This is a genomic window from Maribacter sp. HS (assembly GCF_048059195.1).
GTDB classification, from domain to species: domain Bacteria; phylum Bacteroidota; class Bacteroidia; order Flavobacteriales; family Flavobacteriaceae; genus Maribacter; species Maribacter dokdonensis.
Map to the genome: position 1 here is coordinate 522,642 of NZ_JAYLVV010000004.1, position 23,311 is coordinate 545,952.

The window sequence follows — 23,311 nt, forward strand, 5'->3', positions numbered from 1 at the left end:
TTAAATGGATAAAAATAAAATTTCAAATTTTTTAACTCCTGACATTTCATACTTATTAGGGTTGATTACAGGTAGAGGAGAAATCCAATATAATCAGGATGTTAAAAAAATCATTATTGATTTTGAATATAAAAGTCAAAAGGTAACAGGAGGTAGATCATTAGATTTAGATCAAAAGCTACATATTCAGACGAGTCTTGATCAAGTAATCGTTAGACTCCAAAATATAGGTATTAATGTAGCTAAAAATGTTTCAGAAAATAGCATTTCATTAGTTTTAAAATGGGATAAGGAGGATATTGCATGGTTATTCATTAAATTTTTAATAAACGGTACAAGATTCAGTTATCATGATTTTCAAGTTCCAGAACCAATTTTGGAATCAACGGAAATCAATAAGAAAGAATTTATTCGAGGTATTGGCGATGTTACTGGATATGTCAGACCTTCAAATTATTATGGCTTTTCTGAACCATACAGGCATCGTGTGTATATAGAAATTACTCAAAAAAATTGGAATCTCCCGCCTCAGTTATGTCGACTTATACAGTCAATTCAAGTGCCAATTCAAAATATAAATTATGGTCATCCAAATTTAAGAGACCCAAACAATAAAAAAGGAAACAGGTCATGGGCTAAAGAACATCAAATAAAGATTTTTGCTGAAGATTATCAAAAAATTGGTTTTTATATTTCTCATAAAGGACAGGCCTTAACTGAATTGGCAGATATAAATAAATCAAATTTTGATACTACCATTCCGTTATGTGATGGAACAATTAATAGATTAAAAACAAAGCCAGTACATCCTGATGAAAATGATTCTGATTTACCTAACGAAATAAGAGGTAAACATTTCGATGCGTATAAGGAAATATGTAATTGTTTAAACTGTTATATTCAGAACTGATGTATAAAAACGAAATAGAAATATATCCGGATATAATAATTTGGCTTGAGAATAGACTTAAAGGGGATTTTGGTAGAAAAGCTAAAAGTATTACCGTGTTAGATACTCACGATAGTGATTTATCTAATTTTATCATAAAGTTAAAATATCAACGTTTTTTTTCTGAATTTCCTACTTACAAAATTCGACAAGACATTACCGGTTTTATAGAATATGAAGATAAGGTAGAACTCGTATTTGTTGAAGTCAAAATAGGTCAACTTAAACTTATTGATTTATCCCAATTAATTGGATATTCTTGTATAGCCTTACCTATTTTTTCAATTTTAATTGCACCTGAAGGCATGGGTTCAACTCTAGCTAAACTTCTAACCTCCTTTAACAGAAAGGATATTTTAGAATTTAGACCAGGTCGAAAAATTCAAGTTCTTAAGTGGGACGAAAAAAAACAAGGTGTTGATTTCATGAATAGTATAACTTAAAAGACAATGTCAAATGTCATTAACTAAAATATAGATTGGCGATACAAAAAAATAAACTGGAATAATACGCATTTTAGCACAACCTATAACAAACTTATCCTACCCCCTATTCTTCTCCTCAATCCATTTACTCATAAACTTGGTGGCACTCATGGTATGGTGTTGTAGTAGGGCGCCTATAAAATTCTGCTTGCGGTGTGTTTCTATATTTTTTTGAAGCTGTGCTATGCTGTTTGCAAGTATGGCTTCTAGACTTGTTTTATTGTATAAAGTATTGACTAAAGTTTTGGCTTGATCTTGTGCGGTTTGCCATGCTTCTTTTTTAGTGTATAAGCGAACTGCCGCTTCTACAAAAGCGCTATGGTCATTTTCTATATATCCGTTCCAGTCCAAAATGCCGTGCATGCCTTCTGCGCCCAAGGTGGTAGTTACACTTGGTGTACCGTTTTGCATGGCGGAAAGTAATTTTCCTTTGATACCCGCTCCAAAACGTAGCGGAGCCAAACATACTTTGGCGTTTTGCATAACATCATCAACATGATCCGCTCTACCGTGTACTAGAAACTTCTCTTTTGGGTTGTGCATCTCCAATAGCTGCTGTGGCAAATAAGCACCGTAAATATGTATAGTTGCTTCGGGCAATTGTTTGTGCACCAATGGCCATATAATGGATTTTAAACATTTTACGGCATCTATATTAGGGGCGTGTTTGCCTCCGCCAATGAAAATAAAATCTTGTCGTTGTTCAAATGTTTTCCAACTGGAGTCATTACCAATTTCATCGACCATAAAAGGGATTAACAACAATAGACTTTTATCTATTTTGAGTACTTCGGTCAGTAGTTCCATTTCATAGCTGGAAATGATCAGGGATAAATCGCACCGATATATACTGGCAATTTCCCGTTTGGTCTTGTCATCAGCTAACCAAGCTTCTGTAGTATATGGAATTTCTTTTTTAAAACACTGCTCGCGTACATAGCGCAGCGAATGCAAATCTTCGGTATCTAACACACGAAGCGCTTGCGGACAGTTTTCGGCAACACGCCACCCAAATTGCTCTTCGGTCAAAAACCGATCAAACAGCACCACATCAGGATTCAAATCTTTTACAAAAACATCAAAAGAACTATCGTTCATCTTGATTTCCGCAGTTTCATAACCAAGCGCTACCATATCCGCCGAATACGCTGATTTTGAAGCCGCAGAAGAAATCGTAATTCGATACCCTTGGTTTTTAAAAACCTGTAACAGTTGCATCATACGAACACCGGCCGCAGTAGAAGCAGGTTCTGGCCATACCAATGCGATTACGAGAAGGGTTTTGGGATGTTTTTTTACGTACAAAGTCCGAAGTATTAAGTACAAAGTACGGGAAATGGTTGTTGGTTGGCAAGTTTATTACGTCATAGCGAGGAGCTTTTCGCTACGTGGTAATCTGTTGAATGAATGCAACGGATTATCAATAAAGTACTATTGTCAGTTCGAGTGGCTTTTTAGTTAAAGCATAGCGGAAACTAGAAAGATGTATCGAGAACCTTTGGTACACGAAATAGTTCTCGATACCCTCCTACTCGGCGGGCTAGCTAATTTCTCGTGCCTCGAAATTCACTCGAACTGACCATACGTTTATAGATTGGTATTGCAGATTAAAACCGCTGTCACTTCGAGTGGCTTTGGAGTTGTAGCATAGCGAAACCAAAAAGTTGTATCGAGAACTTTGGTACACGAAATAGTTCTCGATACTAATTTCTCGTGCCTCGAAATTCACTCGAACTGACTGAAAGGTGTAAAGTGAGAAGTACAAAGTACGAAGTATTAAGCAGTTTGATTTTACAATGTGTTAAGTAAGAATTGAGAAAATAGAAATTAGAGTAAAGACTTTTTGTTCTATGAAATTTAGCAAAGCTAAATTTCCAACAACCAACAACTAATCCCCCGAAACCCCTATTTCATCTAGCACCACTACCCCATAATCCGTTTGGTCGAAAATAAAACTGATCGTAGTGATCTCATCGACCTTAAGTGTTGAATTTGCTGCTAAAAAAGCTTCCAAGGGAATATGAAAGGTCTGTAATTGCACTTCCCAATCTTCACCGATCATTTCCTTATCCAAGAATCCGAATTTGGTAAAGCGGGTTTTTAAAGGTTTGGTTATGCCTTTGATATCGCTCACTTTTACCATGCTTGTTTGTCCCGCTTTATCGGTAAGCTGTATGGAGAAATCCAACTGTGGCACTTCACGTTCTTCAGCATCTTCTTTTGCTTCTTTCTGCTCATCGGTCAAATTGAAATCCAACCATTCGTGATTGCCCGCACCTAGGGTAAACTGCAGACTTGTGGTATTTCTAAAAGGGATGGAATCAGCTGCAGAAAGCAAGATTTCATACCTTGCTTTATCGGAACTATTAGTGAACTTCTCATAATCCCATCCCAAGATAACGGCATTGTTCTCTTGGCTACCTTCATCTCGTGTAGGTAGGTTTTGTTCTTTCCAAAGCGCCATATTCGTGGCTATTATCTTTGCGCTATCTTTTGCCGTAGTTATATCAATATCGCCCTCAAAATCAGCAATAGTATGAAAATTAGAGGATTCAAAAGAAGTAAGGTAATGCTCTACCGGAAGCCATTGTTTGGCAACGGAAACATTTTTGAATATGGCGTGGTATTCTTCCCTATTCTTCAACGTAGCCTCTGCAAAGGAGCTGATAAACACCTTGGCGGCTTCTTGTTGTTGTACCTCCTTTAAAAGCGGATTTAAATTCAACAACCATTTAGACGGTGCGCCAAAATCCGAATTTCCCCAAGTGGAGTTAAATTGACCGTGATTGGCATGGTGAATGTAGACACCTGCCTTAAACCTGGAAATAGAATCTGTGTACTGTAACCGACGGTAAGGTCTCATACCCCAAAAGCTCACTTCATCAGCATCATAAGAGCCTTGTATACTTAAGAAATTTATATTGTTCAGTATGATCTTACGTTCATATCTATAATCTGTAGGGGCAAGTGTCACTACCCCTTTAATTCCGAAATTGAAATTGAATTTTTCCAATGCCTGATCAGGAAAATAGGGTAACGGATTATACGCTGCGGCAATGGAAACCGCCTCTCCACCACGGGAATGCCCAACGAGCATAATATTGTTCAAATCTACCTTTTGCGATAGCTCATGACCCTCTTGATTGTTCCAAGTTCTCCATTGCTCCAAGTGCTTTAATAACAACCATGCGCGCGCAGGCATTTCCTTTCCCCTAAAATCGCCGGACCAATGACCGTTTAAAAAGTTCTCATCTACGGATACCGCTATAATTCCCCTACTAGCCAATAAATTCCCCAAGTAGCCATAACCATCATCGGAGTAATCTATCATACTATGATTACCATGTACAATTAAGGTAATGGGGAAAGGTCCCTCACCTTCTGGCATATACACCCTACCGTTCAATGGAAAATTCTCTGCACCAAAACCCCAATAGCGCTCGCGCCATTTTTTCTTTTTATCCTTCCAATCGGGAATTAACAGGGAACCATCAACAGTATTCGTTTTAAACTTTACGCCGGTTGAAAATTCCTCTCGTTGTACATCCGTACCGCTACCATAAGTAAACGTTTTTACCGTGAACGTACCAGGTGCGGCAGGGTTCTGTATGGGAACCGGTTCTGGCGGAAAGGAATTGTCATGTGCAAAAGCCAATGGCACTTCTTTCTCATAAGGGTCCGACCCGGAATTTGCCAGGGCGAACAAAGCATAACCTGTGCCTACTAAAAATATCAATAAAAAGGCACCATTTATAAAGTTCCTTTTCAATTGAAATTGGTATAGTGCAATACATAAAAGTATGCCTAACGCTATGATGCAAGTATAAAATAAGGTAGGCCAACCAAACCCAATATATTTTAAAATGGTAAAAACAATAACTGCGCTAAGAACAGCGGTTATAGGGTGAAGAGAAATTTGCTTTAAACTTTTACCTAGAACATTTAAGATGCCATATACCAAAATGTTAATTACGAGCCCCAAAATAATGGCAATGAACATCATGACAATAGGATGCCAACCGGTTAAAAAGTGATAACCTGCAATGCCGTAAAATAAAATGGTTAGAAGTAAGGTGAGTGAAAATAAGTGATTTTTCATTAGTTGAGAGCGTTCTGGTGGTTCTAGCTCTTGAAATTAACCAACTTCTGTGTAAATAGGTAACGAACCCTACATTTTTCAACATCCCGTAAAATACGGTACACCTAAATACAGAATTGGCAACTACGCTTATTCTAAATCATAATGCCTAACCTAGTTTTGACTCTACATTTTAGCCGCAAAAAGTTTAGAGATTTTAGAACGTAGTTTACGCTCATAATCTTCCTCTAACCACTCCTTGTAATTTTTGGTATTGTTCATAATACAATACGAATATTGGCGCACACGATATTGAATTTCTTCCTTTAATTTTTTCGCAAGAATACGGGCATCAAAAACATCTTCTGAGTTTTCTACACATATTTTGGCATGTTGCTCAATACTCTTTTCCAGCACCAGTTTGGATTTTTCACCGTTGGCAAAACTTTTTTTGTATTCCGCCTTAATGTCAAAATCAATGTCGGTCGATTTTGCAAACTCCGCCCTTAGGTCCGGCGGCATTTCATAAACGAATTCACGCTCAATTTCCTCATCGTTCTTAATATTCTCCAAATAGAAATCTGGAAAATGGAAAATTTCCTGCCAATCTATACCAGCGTTCCAAAGTCCAAAACGGGCAACATTGTTACCCATATCAATAACATTGAATTCTTGTTTGTTTGGCAGATATCTAGAACCACGACCGATCATTTGAAAATAAAGGGTCAATGAACGTGTAGCACGGTTCAAAATAATGGTTTCTACACTAGGTTCATCAAAACCGGTGGTCAAAATACTTACTGAAGTCAAAATGGCATCAGGGGTTTCTTTAAACCATTTTAGAATCTCTTTTCGCTCTGCAGCGTTATTCTTATTATCTAAATGACGAATGTTATACCCTGCTTTTTTAAAGGTTTCGCAAACGTACCTAGAGGTATTTATACCATTGTTAAAAATTAAGGTCTTGGTACCCTTTGCAATTTCATTGTAAGCGGAAACAAGCTTGTTCAACATGCTGTGGTTTCCATAAAGCTCATCGGACGATTTTACCGTATAATCTCCACTAATACCCAATTTTAGGGTCTGTAAGCTTACGTCATAATTGTACATGTTGGCCTTAGCCAAGAATTTTTTCTGAATCAAGGATTCTATAGACTCGCCCACGATCAACTTTTTATAGTTGTCTTTCATGGGCAGCTTAATATTGGAGCTTAAAGGCGTTGCCGTAACCCCAAGTATGACAGAGTTCTCAAAGTACTTAAAGAGTTTGCGGAAAGAATTGTAATGCGCCTCATCAATAATGACCAAACCAATGTTATTGATCTCTACCTTCTCTTCCTGAAGTCTGTTGTTCAGCGTTTCTACCATGGCAACAAAACACATGAACTCATCTTGATCCTGCCACTCCTTGACCTCGCTATTAATTATTTTGTTCTTTACCCCAAACCCTTTCAACATTCTAGAGGTTTGTTGACTAAGTTCTATACGATGGGTAAGTACAATGACTTTTTTATTGGTCTTGGCTATGTAGCGCTTGGCTATTTCAGAAAACACCACGGTCTTACCACCACCGGTAGGCAGTTGGTAAAGCAGGTTAGAATTATCACCGTTCTCTTCTAGATACTTAAAAATAGTATGTAGATCTTCCTCTTGATAATCGTACAGGGTCTTCTCAGCGGTCTCTTTATGTAACTTCAAAAGGTTTGTAGGCGTTTATTTAGATTAATAATGCAAAAACCTTATAAAATTATAAGAATTTTATGGGTATAGGAAATAAAAAACTTTAAAACACAATATTAATATCCCTTGTTCATATCTACCAGATTCTGCAATTTTTCGCCGGAATCTAACCTTTTGTAGTTTTCTACAATTTGTGGAATAACCGAACCGGTGTCCGATACACTGGCGTAATGAGGGGTCATGTGTATTTTTTTATGGTTCCAAAACGGATGGTCTTTAGGTAAGGGTTCAGTATGGTACACATCTAAACAAGCCCCTGATAAATGTTGCTCGTCTAAAAGTGTCAAAAGATCCTCATCTACCAAGTGTCCCCCTCGGGCAACATTAATAACATAAGCATCTTGAGGAAGTTTGGATAACAATTCTTTATTTAAAATACCTTCGGTTGCCGGAGTTAGCGGTAGCAGGCACACTAAAATATCACTAGTCTTTAAAAACGCATCCTTTTCTTCCGGACCTGCAAAAGTTTTTACGCCCTGTATGTCTTTTTTGCTTCTGCTCCACCCTTGTACCTTAAACCCAACGGAAGTGAGGTCTTTGGCAGTAAGTGCGCCTAATTCGCCAAGACCTAAAATGCCAACGGTAACGTCCTTAATTCTTTTGTAATCCTTAGGTTGCCAAACATGGTCTATCTGATCCAATTTATATGCGTTCAAATTTTTAAGATGCGCCAATAGAACACTCAGAACATGTTCAGACATGTCACTGGCCAAATAAGGATCTACAATACGTGTAATGGGAATATTCTTAGGTCTGGTATCATCTTCAAAAATATAGTCTACCCCTGCCCCTGCAGAGGCAATACATTTTAAGTTTGGATAATCTGCCAGAGCACCTTGTGGATGTTTCCAAATACAGGCCATGGTAATATCTTCCTTTGGGTGCTCTTCTAGATAGCTGTACACCTTAAGTGAGCTATTCTCTTTAAGCAGTGCATTTTTCCATAGATCTATCTTATTGTCTTGTCTTATGATAACTATTGCCATATGCTAATCAATTATATCCAAGGCTTTAGAAAATTCTTCTTCATAAGGCCATTTTTGGTTTTGGATTTCCGTATAAATTTTAAGAATACGCTCTTTAAAATCTGTAAATATTCCTTGAACGCTTGTAAAGTGAACTACCTCGTTAAATGAATTCAACATGCTCTTGAAAAAGGAGTCGGGCACATTTTTCTCCATTGAAAACGTTTGTGCAATTTCAAGATTATAGCACATGACATCAGCAATAAGGTGAGGGTCTACCCCTAACTTAATAAAATGTTTGATGAATTTTTGGGCTACAGAACGTCTTGCCCGTGGTCGCTTTCTCTTTAAAGGGAAGTACTCGTTTGAGATTTTTGCCTTGGCATCTTGCACCAATTTATCCTCTTTAGGGTTAAAGGCAAAGTCATAGTAAGTCTTCACCGCCGGAAATTTCTCGTACAACTCCAATATCTGCTCTTCCAGCGCTTTTTTCGGTGATTTGGATAGGTGTGTTTTTAATGCCCTTTTACTCATAAATATGTGCTGTAAGACATCAAAAATACGCTTTACCAATGTAACGTCATAAATCCTTAAATCTTTGTTAAAGCTAATAAATGGTGTAGAACTATGATGTTATTCATTAGGTTATTACGATAAAAAATGCTATACTGTAAACTTGTACAACTTCTAAATTCCATACACACATATGAGGCAACTAAAGATTATCAAGCAGGTAACGAATCGTGAATCGAAATCACTGGATAAATACTTGCAAGATATCAGTAAAATTGATTTGATTACAGCGAATGAAGAGGTAGAACTAGCGCAGAAGATTCGAGAAGGTAGTCAAGCAGCTTTGGAAAAATTGACCACGGCCAACTTAAGATTTGTGGTTTCCGTAGCAAAACAATACCAAAATCAGGGTCTAAAATTACCGGATTTAATTAACGAAGGTAACTTAGGCTTAGTTAAAGCAGCAAAAAGATTTGATGAAACAAGAGGATTTAAGTTTATATCCTATGCCGTTTGGTGGATCAGACAATCCATATTGCAAGCTTTGGCAGAACAATCTAGAGTTGTTCGTTTACCATTGAACAAAATTGGTTCAATTAACAAGATAAAAAAGACATTTTCTTATTTAGAGCAGGCACATGAGCGCCCACCGTCTCCAGAAGAGATTGCCAAAGAGTTGGAAATGACCGTTTCTGAAGTAAAGCAATCATTGAAAAATTCTGGAAGACACGTATCTATGGATGCTCCGTTACGTGAAGGCGAAGATTCCAATCTGTATGATGTATTACGTTCAGGAGAATCTCCAAGACCGGATAACATCTTATTGCAGCAATCATTGAACACTGAAATCAATAGAGCTTTAGATACCCTTTCTCCAAGAGAAGCAGATGTAGTAAAGCTATATTACGGTATTGGTGATCAACAGTCCATGACCTTGGCAGAGATCGGACAAACCTTTGATTTGACCAGGGAACGTGTTAGACAAATTAGAGAAAAGGCAATTCGTAAATTAAGACATGCCTCTAGAAGCAAGTTACTTAAGACCTATTTAGGCTAAATATAATTTTGTTTTAAAAAAGAAAGCGCCCGTTTTATACGGGCGCTTTCTTTTTGCTTTTTTATCATCCTAAGAATAGGATAATTTATTGATATTAAAATTTACCAGAATACTATTTAAATCCTGGATGAAATTTTGATAGGACGAGAAATCTTGGTTTTGATGTGCCATAGGTTTAAATTTTATTGGTGTTTTGGTTTGGTAGATTTTACATGTAATCCAACTCAGCTAATTCGTTGATACTTAAAATCTCATTTAAATCTTGAAGAAAAATAAGGTATTCTTCACCGTAGGTGTCGTAAAGCATATTGTAGGTTTAAAAGTTAATCTTAATTTGGGTTTTCATATCTTGATAGTAAATATATAATGATGTTAAGATTGTCACAATAAATTGTGGTGAACCAATTTAAATATGTTGTAAAAACTACCTAAATATGTTGTTAAACATAAAAATACCCTTCAACCCTGTGTTTTATTAGGGGTGCGACCAATGTAGTTCATCCTATTTTTAGGTACTTAATCGGTATTTCCCTCAAATTTGATGCTTTTTTATACCCATCCGGAATACTAACTTTCATATATGTTTTAAGCTATTGTTAAGAAATCTTTTAACTTTCATTAATACAAAAGGTTGATTTTCAGTAATATAACAGATAACAATACCTAGATGATATTTGCGTTTTTATAGTAATCCTTTAAGAATGGTATAATCTTTTACCTTTAGTAACATAAAACAATACATATAATGATGTGTTTCCCCGGCAGTAAAACAAAAAGTATACTATATATAATATTGGTAACTTTCTTTATAGGTTACCAAGTAAATGCACATGCAGTAAAAGAGCATACTGCTTACGTAGATGATTTCACCAATGTAGAACTTAAACTCAACAGCCACAGTTTTAATACACACCAACGTAGTACCTTCACCTATGGTTCACAAACCGAAAGCATTGAACGAGGTCTTACCATAGTGCACTTGCAAGGCAATCGCAAAATAGAATTTAAGTCTTTTGACACCTACGGTAGTGATCAAGATGTACTAGATTTTATTAAAGTACTTACTGAAATGATGAATGCCAAAGCTAGCATAGCCATATTGGCACATGATTCCGCAGCCGCAAAATTAGAGGGATACCAGAAGGAACTTAGCAATTTAGGTCTACCCCAGTTAAGTACATTAAAAGGAAGACAAGCATATATTATGCATCATATAGATGGGCAAATTTTTGAGCAAATAGATGATAATTCCATTACCAAGCAAATACCTATTGCTTCACCAATATTGGACACAACCATATATTTTCCAAGAGAGGTCTATGAATTTGAAGACAATATTGATCGTTACATTGCCCACGCAGGTGGTGAAATCAATGGTGTAAAGTCTACCAATTCTAAACACGCCCTAGATGAAAACTATAAAAAAGGATTCAGGTTTTTTGAGCTGGATATTATAGAAACTTCTGACGGCAAATTAGTAGCGGCACATGATTGGAACATGTGGGCACGTTTTACGGATTATACAGGTACCTTGCCCCCTACCCATGCCCAATTTATGAAACAGAAAATCTATGGGGATTATACCACCTTAGATATGGAAGGCATAAATACTTGGTTCAAACAACACCCAGATGCTACTTTAATAACTGATAAAGTAAACGACCCACTAGCTTTTGCCAATGCTTTTATTGATAAGGACCGACTAATTATGGAATTGTTCAGTGTTATGGCCGTAGAAAAAGCATCTGAAAACGGTATACATATCATGATCTCCCAAGAACCCTTATTGGCAATTAAGGGAGACAAAATTAATTTCTTAAAGGTGAACGATGTAAAATACGCTGCAGTATCACGTAGAATAATCTCCAGTCAGAAGAAATTAATGTTAGCGTTAAGAGATGCAGGAATTAAAGTATTTGTCTTCAACGTAAATTTTGACAGCGGTAAAGATGAACAATATGTATATGATAATGAACTGGGCTTGGTATATGGCATGTATGCCGATAAGTGGATTACCGATATGGGTTCTAAAAATTGAACTCATAGGTGAGCCCCGCTGAAATAGAATAGAAATAACTACCAGGGTCAAAAGATTGTTCTTGTCTCAAAACCCCAACATTGGTTCTATAGGCGCTCAAATTATTCTTACTTGTAAACTGATACTCAAAACTTAATCGTTGAGATTCTATATACAATAGGGTTTCTGCCAGTAATTGGTCACCAGAAGTAAATTGACGTAGCTCTGGTGAAAACCCTACACCTACATTTATACCCATAAAGTTTTCGGCGTCTTTTAGATACTTTCGGATTAATAGATTACCCGATACATTGGTTAAATTATCGGCTTCTGGCGTAATGTACGATCGCAATGAAAAATAGTAGTTACCAGTATAATACCCCAATGAATTGGTTATAGATTTTACATCCTTGGTCGCAAAATTTATGAATCTACCACCTGCAGAAAATTCAATACCACTTTTATGATTATAGTAGACATCCCCACCCATTTTATGGTTTGGATACAAATCAGATTCCGAATAACCATAATTTAAATAGGCATAAACGCCCTTGGTAATTTTTGGATAAAGGTCTACATCTAATTGAATTCCGTTTTTGCCTAGCCTATTGCTGTTGTTTATTCTAGGAATGATCACTCCGTAAGGTGTTTGCCTATTGTAAGAAATACTAGAGGTTGTAATAGGATCAAAACGCTTATCGTAAAAAGTAACCGAACTGTTTACCGAAACCGTGTTTTTTAGCTGTTCTTCGGTAACCGGTGTTTTATGTACATTTTGCAAGGTATCCCTTTCAACAACCTTAGCAGTTTCTTTTTTTGGTTTTGATGAACTCCTTGCTATTTTACTGTCTACATTATACCAAGCTTTATCACTATAAACAATGCCATTTATACCGTCTATGGCAATAGCTTGTAATCTTTGCAGCTCAGGGTCATTAGATTTATGCAGTAAAGCCTTATTGGCAAGACCAAGTGCAGTATGATAGTTTTTGGCATAAAGTTCGTTCTTTATAGCCCCTAACCACGCTGCTCTGTTATTCTTGTTCTTAGACAATATGGTATTGAACGCAGACCTGGCACCATCATAATCGCCTCGCCAACTTAAGGTTCTTGCCCATAGAATAGAAGTTTCCTCCTCTGTTTCCGATTCATTGATCAAGGTGTACAATATATTGTGGGCAGTATTTGTTTTGCCCTCATACGCCAAAGCATAAGCACTTTCAAAAGAAGGGTTACTATACGGTGTATCTTGCCCTTTTGCCTGAGTAACAAGCAGTAGCATGATTAAAGATGTAATATGTAGCCAACTCTTATTCATTATTCTATAGATGCCAAAGTGCTATTGGTAGTATCTTTTGAAGTTTGATAATTTTTAATTCCTGCCTTTCTTGCGCTTGTTTTAGCCCTTGCTATTTTATTGGAAATTTCATTGACACTAGCACTGTTTTCCTGAACGATATCTACCAAGGCCAAACCTTCCGCGTGTTTATCATACCAGAAATACACATCAAAAAGTGCGGCGTAGGAATCTATATAATTTGGGTTCATGGCAATACATTCCTTTAAAATCTTTACCGACTCCTCATAATTACCTTTCCAAATGTGTAACCGTCCTGATAAAATCTTAGTGTCTATATGGCTGGGAGATTCAGACAAAATGTAACGGCATAATAAAAGTGCATCATCCCATTTTTTGTTAAAAGCTAAATCCCGTGCCTTAAAAAAGGAACGATCAAAATTGCTTCCATCATAAATACTGTTGATCCACGTAATTTCTGCCGGTGTAAATTTTTCCGTTTGAACAGAAAATATGGTCAAACTATCTGGTATGATTTTATTTTCTGTAGTGACATAATGGTTCACGGACTTAAAGCGTTCCAATGATTTTTCAACCCCACTACCGCCAAAGGTAGAACTGATATCCATATTTTCATCCAGCTCCATAATATCACCGTTGGTATATAATTTCTCTTTACTTATATACTCTTTCAGCTCATTTTTGTTACGCATTAAAGGTATGTTCTTAGTGGACCTAAATGCTGTTTCCATATCTATCGCACCACCCATCCAAGCTACTTTTTTAGGCATTTTCATTTCGTATGCATCATCCAACAACGCTAGAATAGACGGAGTGACATCAAAATGTGATGAGATAGAACTCATTTTACGTGTTTTTTTTAGCATTGGGCTATACATGATCAATGGCACATGAAAACGACTGATACTGTTTCTCTGCGGAATAGGTATAAGCCTATGGTCACCGGTAATCACAAAAATGGTATTCTCATAGTTTGGCTGAGATTTATAGGATTCCATAAACCATTGAATAGCATCGTCTGTATATAACAGTGTGGCAAAAACATTATTGTTTTTTTCAATGATTTTTGTCTCCCTGGAACCAAAATCACCATTCTTTAAAATCTGATCCACTTTGGTTTCAAAAAAATCTTGATTGGGCGGTATAAATGGCTCATGCGTACTAATGGTCATGTACACTTCTAGTCTTGGTTGATCTTCGTTTCTTTCTAAACTGATACTTTTTTTGAACAATTCCTTATCTGGATATCCCCATGATGAACCGGCGGCATCTTCAGCCTGTTGCTGGTATTGAATTCCAAATCCTGATTTATCCAGTATAAAATCAACATTCTCGCTATTTAGAAATCGGTCAACCTTATCAAAAGAACTATTGGTACCTTGATAAAAAGAAGTATGGTAGCCATTATTTTTTAGAACACTGAACATTGTAAGTTTATTAGGATATTCTTCTAGCTCCATAAAGCCGCTTTTACCAAAAGGCAGCGAACCCAATAAAGAAGGTAAAACCCCAAAAGTTCTCCCGGTATTGCTCAAGAAATTTTCCCAGTACAAGGATTTGGTAGTCAATGAATCTAGAAATGGGGTAAATCCGCCAAACTCGGCACCTTCCCCAACGAAATCCCTACCCAGACCTTCTACCATAATAAATACGATATTTGGTTTCTCTTCTTTTAATTCAAAGTAATCACCAAGAACATTTTCAATGATCGGACCTTGAACCAATGGGTATTCTTCTTTAGAGGTATATGAGTTATCTTCTGTACTGGTATTGTATATGTTAACCGCTAAATATTGAACTTTGTTCTGGTTAATGGGCTTTCCATCTGTAAACAAAGAAGCCATGAACAGGCTAAACAAAACAATGGTAAAAGGGTACATTCTACTGATCCTATGATAAAATTTAGAAGTAACCTTATATAAAACCCAAAAAAGACCAATTAAAAAAGCAACGGCAAAAAGTAGGTATACCGAAATCATGAATCCGCCAGAATTGGCAAGGGTTATCTTTACATCTGCATAGCTATATCCTAGTAAATCTGACCCTAAAGGCACCAAAGTAGAACAATAATAAGCAATAAGAACTGCCTCAAATATCAGCACTAAGCCCAAAAGAACGAATACCAGGTTAAACCCATATCTGGAGCGTAGATTTTCCCAAAAATTAAAAGGAAAAACCATAACAATACCCATTAAAGCAGTAAAGCCAATTTGATGTACAACAGCTTTAAGAAAACTAATGGAAATAATAGCATCTATAACACCTTTATAGTATAGCATACCATATTGAAAAAGCGTTAATACCAGCAGACATCCAAAAAAGGATATCATAAGCCGCGTATACTGCTTTAAGGTATATCTATCTATTTTACTTGTGTTCATTGCTATTATGTTGCTTTTGCAAAACCTTTTCTAACTTGGGATCCCCAGCCAGATTTAATCTTAAATAATTTTTTATAATTGCCCCTGACCGCAGCATATACCACAATTGGGTGAAAAATGAAAGGTTCTAAAATGGCCAGCCCCATGAGAATAAGAATATCTTTTGTTTTTCTATATTGGTTATAGGAATACACATCCCAAAGAATGGCGTAAAAGGAAATCATGATCGAAAACAGAAAAATGGCCAACGTAATCATGAAAAAGAATTCCCAATTTAAAATACCTAAATAGGCAAAAAGGATAATGGTGAAAAAACCAAAAAACTCCAATAATGGAGAAAGCCATTCATAAAAAAACCAGTACGGATAGCTCAACAATCCCAATCTACCATACTTTGAATTGAACAGCATATCCTTATGCTTGAACAACGTTTCTAAATTGCCCCTGGCCCAACGATCTCTTTGGTTTACGAGAATGTTGAGATCTTCTGGAACTTCTGTCCAGCACAGAGGGTCGGGAATATACTCTATTGTATACGGTTCCCTTCTATCATGCATGTAACGGCGCATTTTAAAGACGATTTCCATATCCTCACCAACGGTATCCGTATCATAACCGCCAACAGCCAAAGCAATTTCACGTTCAAAAAAACCAAATGCACCAGAAATAATAAGTAAACTATCAATTCTACCCCAGGCCATTCTTCCCAGAATAAAAGATCGTGTGTATTCCAATAATTGGAATCTTGCCAGCCAATTACTGGGTAATCTAATTTCCTCTAACTGTCCGCCTTGAATAATACATGAATTTGCCACACGTATAACACCACCAACAGCTATCACCCTTTTCTTGGAACGTTGAAAGAAAGATTTTACCACGTGCAATAAGGCATCTGGCTGTAAAAGGCAATCAACATCTATACAACCTACATATTTGCTCGTAGAAAGTGCTACACCGGTATTAAGGGCATCAGACTTGCCTCCGTTCATTTTATCTACAACGGTCAGCTTTTCAAAAGCCCTATTCTTAGATTTATATATTCCACGAACCGGTTTTGATTTCCAGTCGGGATCCATTTCTACATCGATCTTTTCAAGGTCGTAAGAATCTATTAATTTCTGTAATGTATCATCTTTACTACCATCATTAACCACCATTACATCATAGTTGACATATTGCAATGATAACAAGGATCGTATATTCTCTACAATGGTAAGCCCCTCATTATAAGCAGGTGCTATAATGGTAATTGTTGGCGCCAAAGGAGATGCCATAATTTTTGAAATATCGGTGAAGCTGTTCTTATTTCTATAATGCAATGAATTTCTTGTTGAGAAATACGCCATTAAGGAAAATAGAATAAAGAGTATTAACGTAAATACAAAGAATACAAAATTGATGTATTCCAAAACAACACCAAATAATTCACTATCCATTTTTCTTATTATATAAAGAGTTGGACATGGAACATAATTGGTCAAATAAGGTAGAACCGCTTTCTTTGTGTGCTACGTTGTTTTTTGCTTTCTCTGTTATTTCCAATTCAAAATTAACATCGAAAATGGAGTTTTTTGCACCTTCTAATTGTATCTCTTCTTTGGGCAATGCTAAGCGGATTTTAATCGCATTCAATGCATCATTTGCCTCTTTGGACAAATCGTTAGACGTAGAATCTATAATACTGTTCAGTAATCGGAATTCTTTTTCATCGCCCACAATTTTGATTTCATGAATCAACATAAGTTTGGTTTCATGATCTGCTTGGTGATAAATATCTGTAAACACGCTCATAGCCAAATTACTGTCCTCGCTTAACAGATCATTTGGTCGTGGGGTTTGATAGGAGAATTTTTCAATAAGCTCATTAGCTCTTTCAATAACCAATTCAGAAGTATTTTCCTCAATAATATCATACAATAAACCTAGTTCACGGCAATCTCCGAGTTCCGAAATGTTTTCTAAAATCACCATGGTCTCCAATTCTTCCTCAGGCATAAAATTGGCCGAAAAATTAACGGTACCGTTCTTTATTTCTAAAATAGGTTCAATTGCAGCGTCTTCTAAGTTATTTTTGTCGTTTTCCGATATGATCGATGTCCAATCAATACTTAATTCCTCATCGAAATCTTCTTCGCTGTCTAAAGTTTCAGTGACCTTACCCACTTGGTTTAACGCTTCGTTTTCTAAAACGAACATAGGTTCTAAAGCATCGGACTCCTCAAGGGCAACATCTTCTTGTGCTACAACATCATCTATTACCAACGGTAAAAAATTAAACGTAAATTCTTCGTTTTCAATCTCTAAAACCGTTTCCTTCGTCTCTTCATCATCCAATTCAGTTACGTCATCATTTATAATACCTACATTAGTTTCATTTTCACCCATAACATGAGGTAAGAAAGAAAGATCCAATTCACTTATTTGCTCCTCAACTTCTGGTTTTGACATTGGTAAATCGGTAACGCTCGCTGTAGGTTCTATAGAAATCTCTGTAGATGCCTCTACCGCTGTATTTTCTATAAATTCATTTACTATAACCGGTAAATCTTCTTCCCCTTCTATTTCAGCTTTAATTGAATCAGTATTCTCAATAACCTCTTCCGTTTCTATGGACAAAGAAGGTTCTATTAGTGATTCAAGTATCTCATCTTCAATTACTTCTTCTACCGATTCAAACTCTGGCTCATAAAAATCTACTTGAGAAATATTTTTTGTAGGCAATACACTTTCAGGATTGATCTTGTTCAAAGTGCCAATAACTTTGCCCTTAATATTGAAATGACGTTCTGTAGCTTTTAACTTTTCTAGAAAGGGCACCTCTGAAGCAGACCCCAATTCACCTATGGCATCTAATATTGCAATTTTTATATCATGGCTTGCCTTAGGGTACACCATAATTAATGTGGGTAAGGCGCTAACAAAATGAAACTCTTTAATGCACTCTATTGCCTCTGCCTGTATTTCTTTCTTTTTATGTTTTAACAATGTTATGATTGACTGTTCAGCATCGTTTTGACTATAATATTTTATAAGTCGTAAAGAGAACAACACTACATGTGTATTGGTAGAGGTTAACCAAAGCCCAAATTGTGGTGGTGTGTAATTTGGTTTGTGCCTAAGTACATCTAACAACTTTAACTGTTGCCATTCTGCAATTTTATATTTTGTATTGTCAAGAAAGTATTTAATACCTTCTTCTTTTAGGTTGACCACGGCAATTTCTGCCTGTTTACGTACAGTACTTTGTCTATGGTTAATGAATTTAATGATCAAGCCATAGGCTTCATCCACCTCCATGGTCGTCAGTTCCAAAATTCCGCTTGAAACCACTTGCCACTTGCTACTGCCCAATTTTTCATAAGCATCATGATGCAGTCCTAAATCTTTGTATAAATGGATTAAAACATCTTGGGATTGTCCAGATAGGTCTTTGCGCAAATCAAGTAAAACTTCGGTCAATACATGTCTATCGAATTTATTCTTGATCAATTCCCTTATCTGTACTTTTAAATTTAGATAGTTCATTTTTTCCTCTTTAGAATTAGAATCATCATAGAATAAAAATTCATTGATCATAGGGGAAAATTCTACCTTCTTTTCTTTGGTACGCTTGTTATTGGCAGTAATGTTATTTCTGATTAGAAATACCCCAACAAAGTAAATTACCGATAACACCAAAAACAATATGGTGAGCCACCAGAGATATTCTAAATTGAATTCCGGGGCTGTAATCAGTGAAATTTTTATTTGTCTTGGGGGAATTAACAAATGTTATTATTTAAAATTATTTATTTATCTCTCTAGCTATGCGTACTAATAATTCTGTTGGACTAACTGGTTTTGTAATAAAATCATTTGCTCCTAATTCAAAAGCGGTAAGAACGTTCTGTTCATTGCCTGCTGATGAAATAATAATGATAGGCGTATTTGATTTAAGGTCGTTTCTAACATAATCTATAAGCTCAATACCTGAAAAATAAGGCATCATAATATCGCTCACTATAATATCGGGCATATCATTTTTTAGATATTCCTTCACCTCTTTTCCATTGACGGAATGATGAACCGCATACCCGCCTTTTTTTAGCCTAAAATTTAAAAGCGAGGCCAACAGTTGATCATCATCTGCCAAGAGTACACGTTTACCCATATTATTTTTTGTTTAGGGTCTTTAAATCCATATCCAAATTCTCCTCCAACAAAGGATAATCGGTTAAGAATATTTCATATAGCTCTTTTACCTTTTCAGGTTGATGTGCTTTACAGCTTGCCTCTAGGTCTACAATAAGCTTTCTCATACCATCAGCTTTAACCATGGCAAAACCAGCCTTTAATTTATGTGCGGATAACGCTATCTCTTTTAAATTTTCGGTTTTTAAATGAATTTTTACGTTACCTATAAATTCTATGGCGTTTAATTTGAACAACTTCACCAGTTCATTTAGCATATCTATCTCACCAAAACACTCTTTTAAAAGATGGTTAAGGTCTACAACAGTTGTTTCTTTAGGTTCTATCATTGGCTTTTGAAGTAATGCAGAATACTCTGCTTGTTCAAGTTTAATATTCTTATTGTCTAGTATGGTCTTCATTAATTGTTCTAATGTGTACGGTTTCAGTAAAAAATCATTTATGCCAATTGCTTTACAGTCTTTACTGTCCTGCTCAGTGAAATCTGCACTAAATGCAACAATAGGAATAGTATTCACCTTCGTATTGCTATGCTCCCTAATGACTTTAGACACTTCAAAGCCGTTCTGTCCGGGCATTTTAAGATCCATTAAAATGAGATCTATTTCTTTGGATTCTAAAGTTTTCAATGATTTTGGCAAGCTTAGATTGGAATATACCTTACAGCCCCATTTGGTCAACTGCTCTACAATTAAGCGCTGATTCATTTGGTTGTCTTCAAAAACCATAATTTTGGTTCCTGCCAACACCCTTTTACCTTCTAATGTGCTATCATTATTGGTGTTTTTGCTGGTATGGATATTATTGCCTAAAGGATAAGGAACCCTAAAAGTTACCGTTGTACCGCTATCTACAGTACTATCTATTTCAATATTGCCCTGTAGTTTTTCAATAATCTCTTTTGTAATCGTTAAACCAAGTCCCGTACCACCATATTTACTAGAGGTGTCATTTTCAGCTTGAGTGTAGCTATTGAAAATGGTCTTTATTTTCTCCTGAGAAATACCAATACCGGTATCTGCTACGGAAAATTCAAGTTCACAACCTCCATTGAAAGTCTTAGATGCAAAAACTTCAAGCTTAATAAAGCCTTTATGTACAAATTTTACCGAGTTCCCTAAAAGGTTAAGAAGCACCTGAGATAGTTTAGAAGGGTCTCCTTTAATTATCTTAGGTACGTTTTCGTCAATTTCTACCAATAACTCTATATCACGATCAACAATTAAGGTTTCGCACAAGAACATAACATCATTCAACAAGCTATGCAGATTGAAATCTACAGACTCGAAATTGGTATTACCTGAAGATATTTTAGAATAATCCAGCACCTCATTGATCAACTTTAAAAGTGTATTGGAGGCAAATTGTATAGCATCTACTTTTTTGTGTTGGCTTTTGGTCAAATTTTCTTCGTTCAGCAAATTTGTAAACCCAATGATGCTGTTTAAAGGTGTTCTGATCTCATGGCTTATATGAGCAATAAATTGGTTTTGAGCGCTCTCTTGCTCTCTCATATCACCAGCCTTGGTTTCTTCAACCATAGGGGAAGTAGTATTGGGAGAATAAATATGATTTTCTAAACTAGATCTAAACGTGTCAAAAGAGTTTTTTAACACCTTAGCTTCATTGGCATTTAGCTCCTCAAAAGAAAATTCACTTACTGTTTTTTCCAGTTGTGCCAATTGACCAAGTAAATCCTTAGTTTTTGAAATTGCCATAAATAGGTTTTCTTTAATTAGTTTGGGTTGTAACTTATAATTCCCTAAAAATGCGCTATAACCATTATGCAGACAATAAAATGTTCTCTAAGGCTGGTTATTTGTTGTGAATACACTTAAATTGTAGGTCATAAACCAACCCTATGAAACAGTTTATCTATTTAATTTGCGTTTTATCGATAGTATCCTGCGCAGAAAAAAAGGAGAAAAAAGAAGAAACCAAGCTTGAAAAAGCCCAACGAATTCATGAAGAAGTCATTACTATTGATACCCATAATGACATCAACATCAAAAACTTCACAGACAGTGTAAATTACAGCCAGAGGCTAGATACCCAAATCAATTTACCCAAGATGGAAGAAGGCGGTTTGGATGTTACTTGGCTTATTGTTTACACAGGTCAAGATACACTTACAGATGAAGGTTATGCCAAGGCCAAAGAAAATGCTATGTCAAAATTTGAGGCTATCCATAAATTGTGCGAAGAAATTGCACCGGATCAAATTGAATTGGCCTTAAATTCTGCAGATGTAAAAAGAATTGTAGAAAGTGGTAAAAAGGTTGCCATGATCGGTGTAGAAAATGCATACCCGATCGGACTAGATATGGACCAATTTAAGGTTTACCATGATTTGGGCGCACGTTATATTTCATTGGCCCATAATGGTCATAGTCAGTTTTCTGACTCCAATACAGGTGAAGCTGATGATGAATGGTTGCATAATGGTTTAAGTGATTTGGGGAAAGAGGCCGTTGCCGAAATGAACAGGTTAGGTATTATGATAGATGTATCTCACCCATCAAAAGAAGCTATAAAGCAAATGATTTCATTGTCAAAAGCCCCTATAATAGCCTCGCATTCATCGGCAAGAGCCTTATGTGGACATAGCCGAAATTTAGATGACGAGCAATTGCTTATGATGAAAGAAAATGGTGGTGTAGTACAAACGGTTGCCTTTAGTTCATATCTAAATACGGAAAAGCATGAAGCAAGGGCAGCATTCATGAAATCAATTTACCAGCAAGTAGCAGATTCCTTGGATATAGCTTGGTATGAGCGTTCTCAATTTTCCAGTTTATCCGATGTTGAAAAGGCGGCATTCATGGACAACTACCCTAAGGTTTTAAAAATAGGCAAAGAAATTGCAGAAACTAAAAGCGATGCGCCAGAAGCGGTAAATGTCAGTGATTTCGTAGACCATATAGATTATATGGTAAAATTAATAGGAATTGACCATGTGGGTATTAGCTCTGACTTTGATGGCGGCGGTGGAATTGAAGGCTGGAACGATGCTTCTGAAACCTTCAACGTAACCCTAGAACTTGTAAATAGAGGCTATACCCAAGAAGAAATAGAAAAATTATGGGGAGGAAACCTATTGCGAGTACTTGATGACGTACAGCGAATAGCAAAAGAATTGGGTGAAAGTTAATCAACTTCACCCAATGCCGCTAAGCGATCTTTTACAAACTCTATTTTGGTCTTACCATGTGGTGTAGGTTTTCCGTTTTCACCTAGGTTGACCATAATAATATTATCTACGGTAACAATAGTTTCATGATTCATCTTATTACGTACCTCGCAGTTTAAGGTCAATGATGTTTTACCGAACTTTACCACCTCTATACCTATTTCAATAACGTCACCTTTAACGGCAGCGCTCATGAAATTGATTTCTGACATATACTTGGTAACCACTTTACCGTTTTCCAATTGAATAATGGCGTAAAGGGCTGCTTCTTCATCTATCCAAGCTAATAATCTACCACCAAATAAAGTGCCGTTAGAATTTAAATCGCCTGGTTTAACTAATTTTCTTGTATGAAATCTCATAGTCTATTTTTTAGCAAAATTTACACTGCAAAGTTAGTTGTTAATTTAGTAAAACTACAATTTGA

At 36.2% G+C, this 23,311-nt stretch carries 17 protein-coding genes; 5 read left to right on the plus strand and 12 right to left on the minus strand.

Annotated features, from left to right (window positions below):
* Nucleotides 1-4 precede the first annotated feature (4 nt).
* Together VBZ51_RS11865 and VBZ51_RS11870 are read left to right on the plus strand one after the other, a co-directional pair.
* Nucleotides 5-910 carry a hypothetical protein gene (locus VBZ51_RS11865; RefSeq protein WP_416577064.1) on the plus strand — a complete coding sequence of 302 codons (906 nt, stop codon included), beginning with the start codon at nt 5-7 and terminating at the stop codon, nt 908-910.
* Nucleotides 910-1,392, plus strand: coding sequence for a hypothetical protein (locus tag VBZ51_RS11870; protein WP_416577065.1), 483 nt, complete (start codon nt 910-912; stop codon nt 1,390-1,392). The genes VBZ51_RS11865 and VBZ51_RS11870 overlap by 1 nt, the downstream gene beginning before the upstream one ends.
* Before the next feature lie 99 nt (nt 1,393-1,491).
* On the opposite strand, the gene VBZ51_RS11875 is transcribed toward VBZ51_RS11870, so the two are convergent.
* The 5 genes from VBZ51_RS11875 to VBZ51_RS11895 form a co-directional block, all read right to left on the minus strand.
* On the minus strand, nt 1,492-2,739 hold the full coding sequence (locus VBZ51_RS11875; protein WP_416577066.1) for a glycosyltransferase: 1,248 nt from the start codon (nt 2,737-2,739) through the stop codon (nt 1,492-1,494).
* 583 nt (nt 2,740-3,322) lie between these two features.
* Nucleotides 3,323-5,533: a hypothetical protein gene (locus VBZ51_RS11880; protein WP_416577067.1), complete on the minus strand. Its 2,211-nt coding sequence runs from the start codon at nt 5,531-5,533 to the stop codon at nt 3,323-3,325.
* Between the two features lie 165 nt (nt 5,534-5,698).
* A complete protein-coding gene (locus VBZ51_RS11885; protein WP_058102680.1) occupies nt 5,699-7,210 on the minus strand; it encodes a DEAD/DEAH box helicase in 1,512 nt (503 codons plus the stop codon).
* Nucleotides 7,211-7,308: 98 nt separating this feature from the next.
* On the minus strand, nt 7,309-8,238 hold the full coding sequence (locus VBZ51_RS11890; protein ID WP_416577068.1) for a 2-hydroxyacid dehydrogenase: 930 nt from the start codon (nt 8,236-8,238) through the stop codon (nt 7,309-7,311).
* A 3-nt stretch (nt 8,239-8,241) separates the two neighbouring features.
* Entirely contained in the window at nt 8,242-8,751 is a 510-nt protein-coding gene (locus VBZ51_RS11895) for a DUF6155 family protein (protein WP_416577069.1), read from the minus strand.
* A gap of 172 nt (nt 8,752-8,923) precedes the next feature.
* Between VBZ51_RS11895 and VBZ51_RS11900 the strand changes: the two genes are divergently transcribed.
* On the plus strand, nt 8,924-9,787 hold the full coding sequence (locus VBZ51_RS11900; RefSeq protein WP_036154298.1) for a sigma-70 family RNA polymerase sigma factor: 864 nt from the start codon (nt 8,924-8,926) through the stop codon (nt 9,785-9,787).
* A 745-nt stretch (nt 9,788-10,532) separates the two neighbouring features.
* Nucleotides 10,533-11,825 (plus strand): hypothetical protein, encoded by a 1,293-nt coding sequence (locus VBZ51_RS11905; RefSeq protein WP_416577070.1) that lies wholly within the window; start codon nt 10,533-10,535, stop codon nt 11,823-11,825.
* Here VBZ51_RS11905 and VBZ51_RS11910 read toward each other — a convergent pair.
* The 6 genes from VBZ51_RS11910 to VBZ51_RS11935 are packed head-to-tail and all read right to left on the minus strand — an operon-like array spanning nt 11,815 to nt 21,412.
* Entirely contained in the window at nt 11,815-13,086 is a 1,272-nt protein-coding gene (locus VBZ51_RS11910; RefSeq protein WP_416577071.1) for a YaiO family outer membrane beta-barrel protein, read from the minus strand. The genes VBZ51_RS11905 and VBZ51_RS11910 overlap by 11 nt on opposite strands.
* A 35-nt stretch (nt 13,087-13,121) precedes the next feature.
* On the minus strand, nt 13,122-15,503 hold the full coding sequence (locus tag VBZ51_RS11915; protein WP_416577072.1) for a sulfatase-like hydrolase/transferase: 2,382 nt from the start codon (nt 15,501-15,503) through the stop codon (nt 13,122-13,124).
* A gap of 5 nt (nt 15,504-15,508) precedes the next feature.
* A complete protein-coding gene (locus VBZ51_RS11920; RefSeq protein WP_058102674.1) occupies nt 15,509-16,939 on the minus strand; it encodes a glycosyltransferase family 2 protein in 1,431 nt (476 codons plus the stop codon).
* Nucleotides 16,932-19,271 carry a HEAT repeat domain-containing protein gene (locus VBZ51_RS11925; RefSeq protein ID WP_416577073.1) on the minus strand — a complete coding sequence of 780 codons (2,340 nt, stop codon included), beginning with the start codon at nt 19,269-19,271 and terminating at the stop codon, nt 16,932-16,934. The genes VBZ51_RS11920 and VBZ51_RS11925 overlap by 8 nt, the downstream gene beginning before the upstream one ends.
* A gap of 16 nt (nt 19,272-19,287) precedes the next feature.
* Nucleotides 19,288-19,653, minus strand: a complete 366-nt coding sequence (locus tag VBZ51_RS11930; protein WP_058102672.1) for a response regulator transcription factor — start codon at nt 19,651-19,653, stop codon at nt 19,288-19,290.
* 1 nt (nt 19,654) lies between these two features.
* On the minus strand, nt 19,655-21,412 hold the full coding sequence (locus VBZ51_RS11935) for an ATP-binding protein (protein WP_416577074.1): 1,758 nt from the start codon (nt 21,410-21,412) through the stop codon (nt 19,655-19,657).
* Nucleotides 21,413-21,555: 143 nt separating this feature from the next.
* Between VBZ51_RS11935 and VBZ51_RS11940 the strand changes: the two genes are divergently transcribed.
* Nucleotides 21,556-22,845, plus strand: coding sequence for a dipeptidase (locus VBZ51_RS11940; protein ID WP_416577075.1), 1,290 nt, complete (start codon nt 21,556-21,558; stop codon nt 22,843-22,845).
* Here VBZ51_RS11940 and VBZ51_RS11945 read toward each other — a convergent pair.
* The gene (locus VBZ51_RS11945; protein ID WP_058102669.1) at nt 22,842-23,246 is read right to left on the minus strand and encodes an acyl-CoA thioesterase; all 405 of its coding nucleotides are present in this window, start codon (nt 23,244-23,246) and stop codon (nt 22,842-22,844) included. The two genes, VBZ51_RS11940 and VBZ51_RS11945, sit on opposite strands and share 4 nt — an antisense overlap.
* Nucleotides 23,247-23,311 lie beyond the last annotated feature (65 nt).

Coding starts and splice junctions, on each gene's coding strand:
- VBZ51_RS11910 (WP_416577071.1), bottom strand. CDS start 13,086: ATGCTACTGCTTGTTACTCAGGCAAAAGGGCAAGATACACCGTATAGT.
- VBZ51_RS11895 (WP_416577069.1), bottom strand. CDS start 8,751: ATGAGTAAAAGGGCATTAAAAACACACCTATCCAAATCACCGAAAAAA.
- VBZ51_RS11935 (WP_416577074.1), bottom strand. CDS start 21,412: ATGGCAATTTCAAAAACTAAGGATTTACTTGGTCAATTGGCACAACTG.
- VBZ51_RS11905 (WP_416577070.1), top strand. CDS start 10,533: ATGATGTGTTTCCCCGGCAGTAAAACAAAAAGTATACTATATATAATA.
- VBZ51_RS11890 (WP_416577068.1), bottom strand. CDS start 8,238: ATGGCAATAGTTATCATAAGACAAGACAATAAGATAGATCTATGGAAA.
- VBZ51_RS11865 (WP_416577064.1), top strand. CDS start 5: ATGGATAAAAATAAAATTTCAAATTTTTTAACTCCTGACATTTCATAC.
- VBZ51_RS11945 (WP_058102669.1), bottom strand. CDS start 23,246: ATGAGATTTCATACAAGAAAATTAGTTAAACCAGGCGATTTAAATTCT.
- VBZ51_RS11940 (WP_416577075.1), top strand. CDS start 21,556: ATGAAACAGTTTATCTATTTAATTTGCGTTTTATCGATAGTATCCTGC.
- VBZ51_RS11870 (WP_416577065.1), top strand. CDS start 910: ATGTATAAAAACGAAATAGAAATATATCCGGATATAATAATTTGGCTT.
- VBZ51_RS11920 (WP_058102674.1), bottom strand. CDS start 16,939: ATGGATAGTGAATTATTTGGTGTTGTTTTGGAATACATCAATTTTGTA.
- VBZ51_RS11930 (WP_058102672.1), bottom strand. CDS start 19,653: ATGGGTAAACGTGTACTCTTGGCAGATGATGATCAACTGTTGGCCTCG.
- VBZ51_RS11915 (WP_416577072.1), bottom strand. CDS start 15,503: ATGAACACAAGTAAAATAGATAGATATACCTTAAAGCAGTATACGCGG.
- VBZ51_RS11900 (WP_036154298.1), top strand. CDS start 8,924: ATGAGGCAACTAAAGATTATCAAGCAGGTAACGAATCGTGAATCGAAA.
- VBZ51_RS11880 (WP_416577067.1), bottom strand. CDS start 5,533: ATGAAAAATCACTTATTTTCACTCACCTTACTTCTAACCATTTTATTT.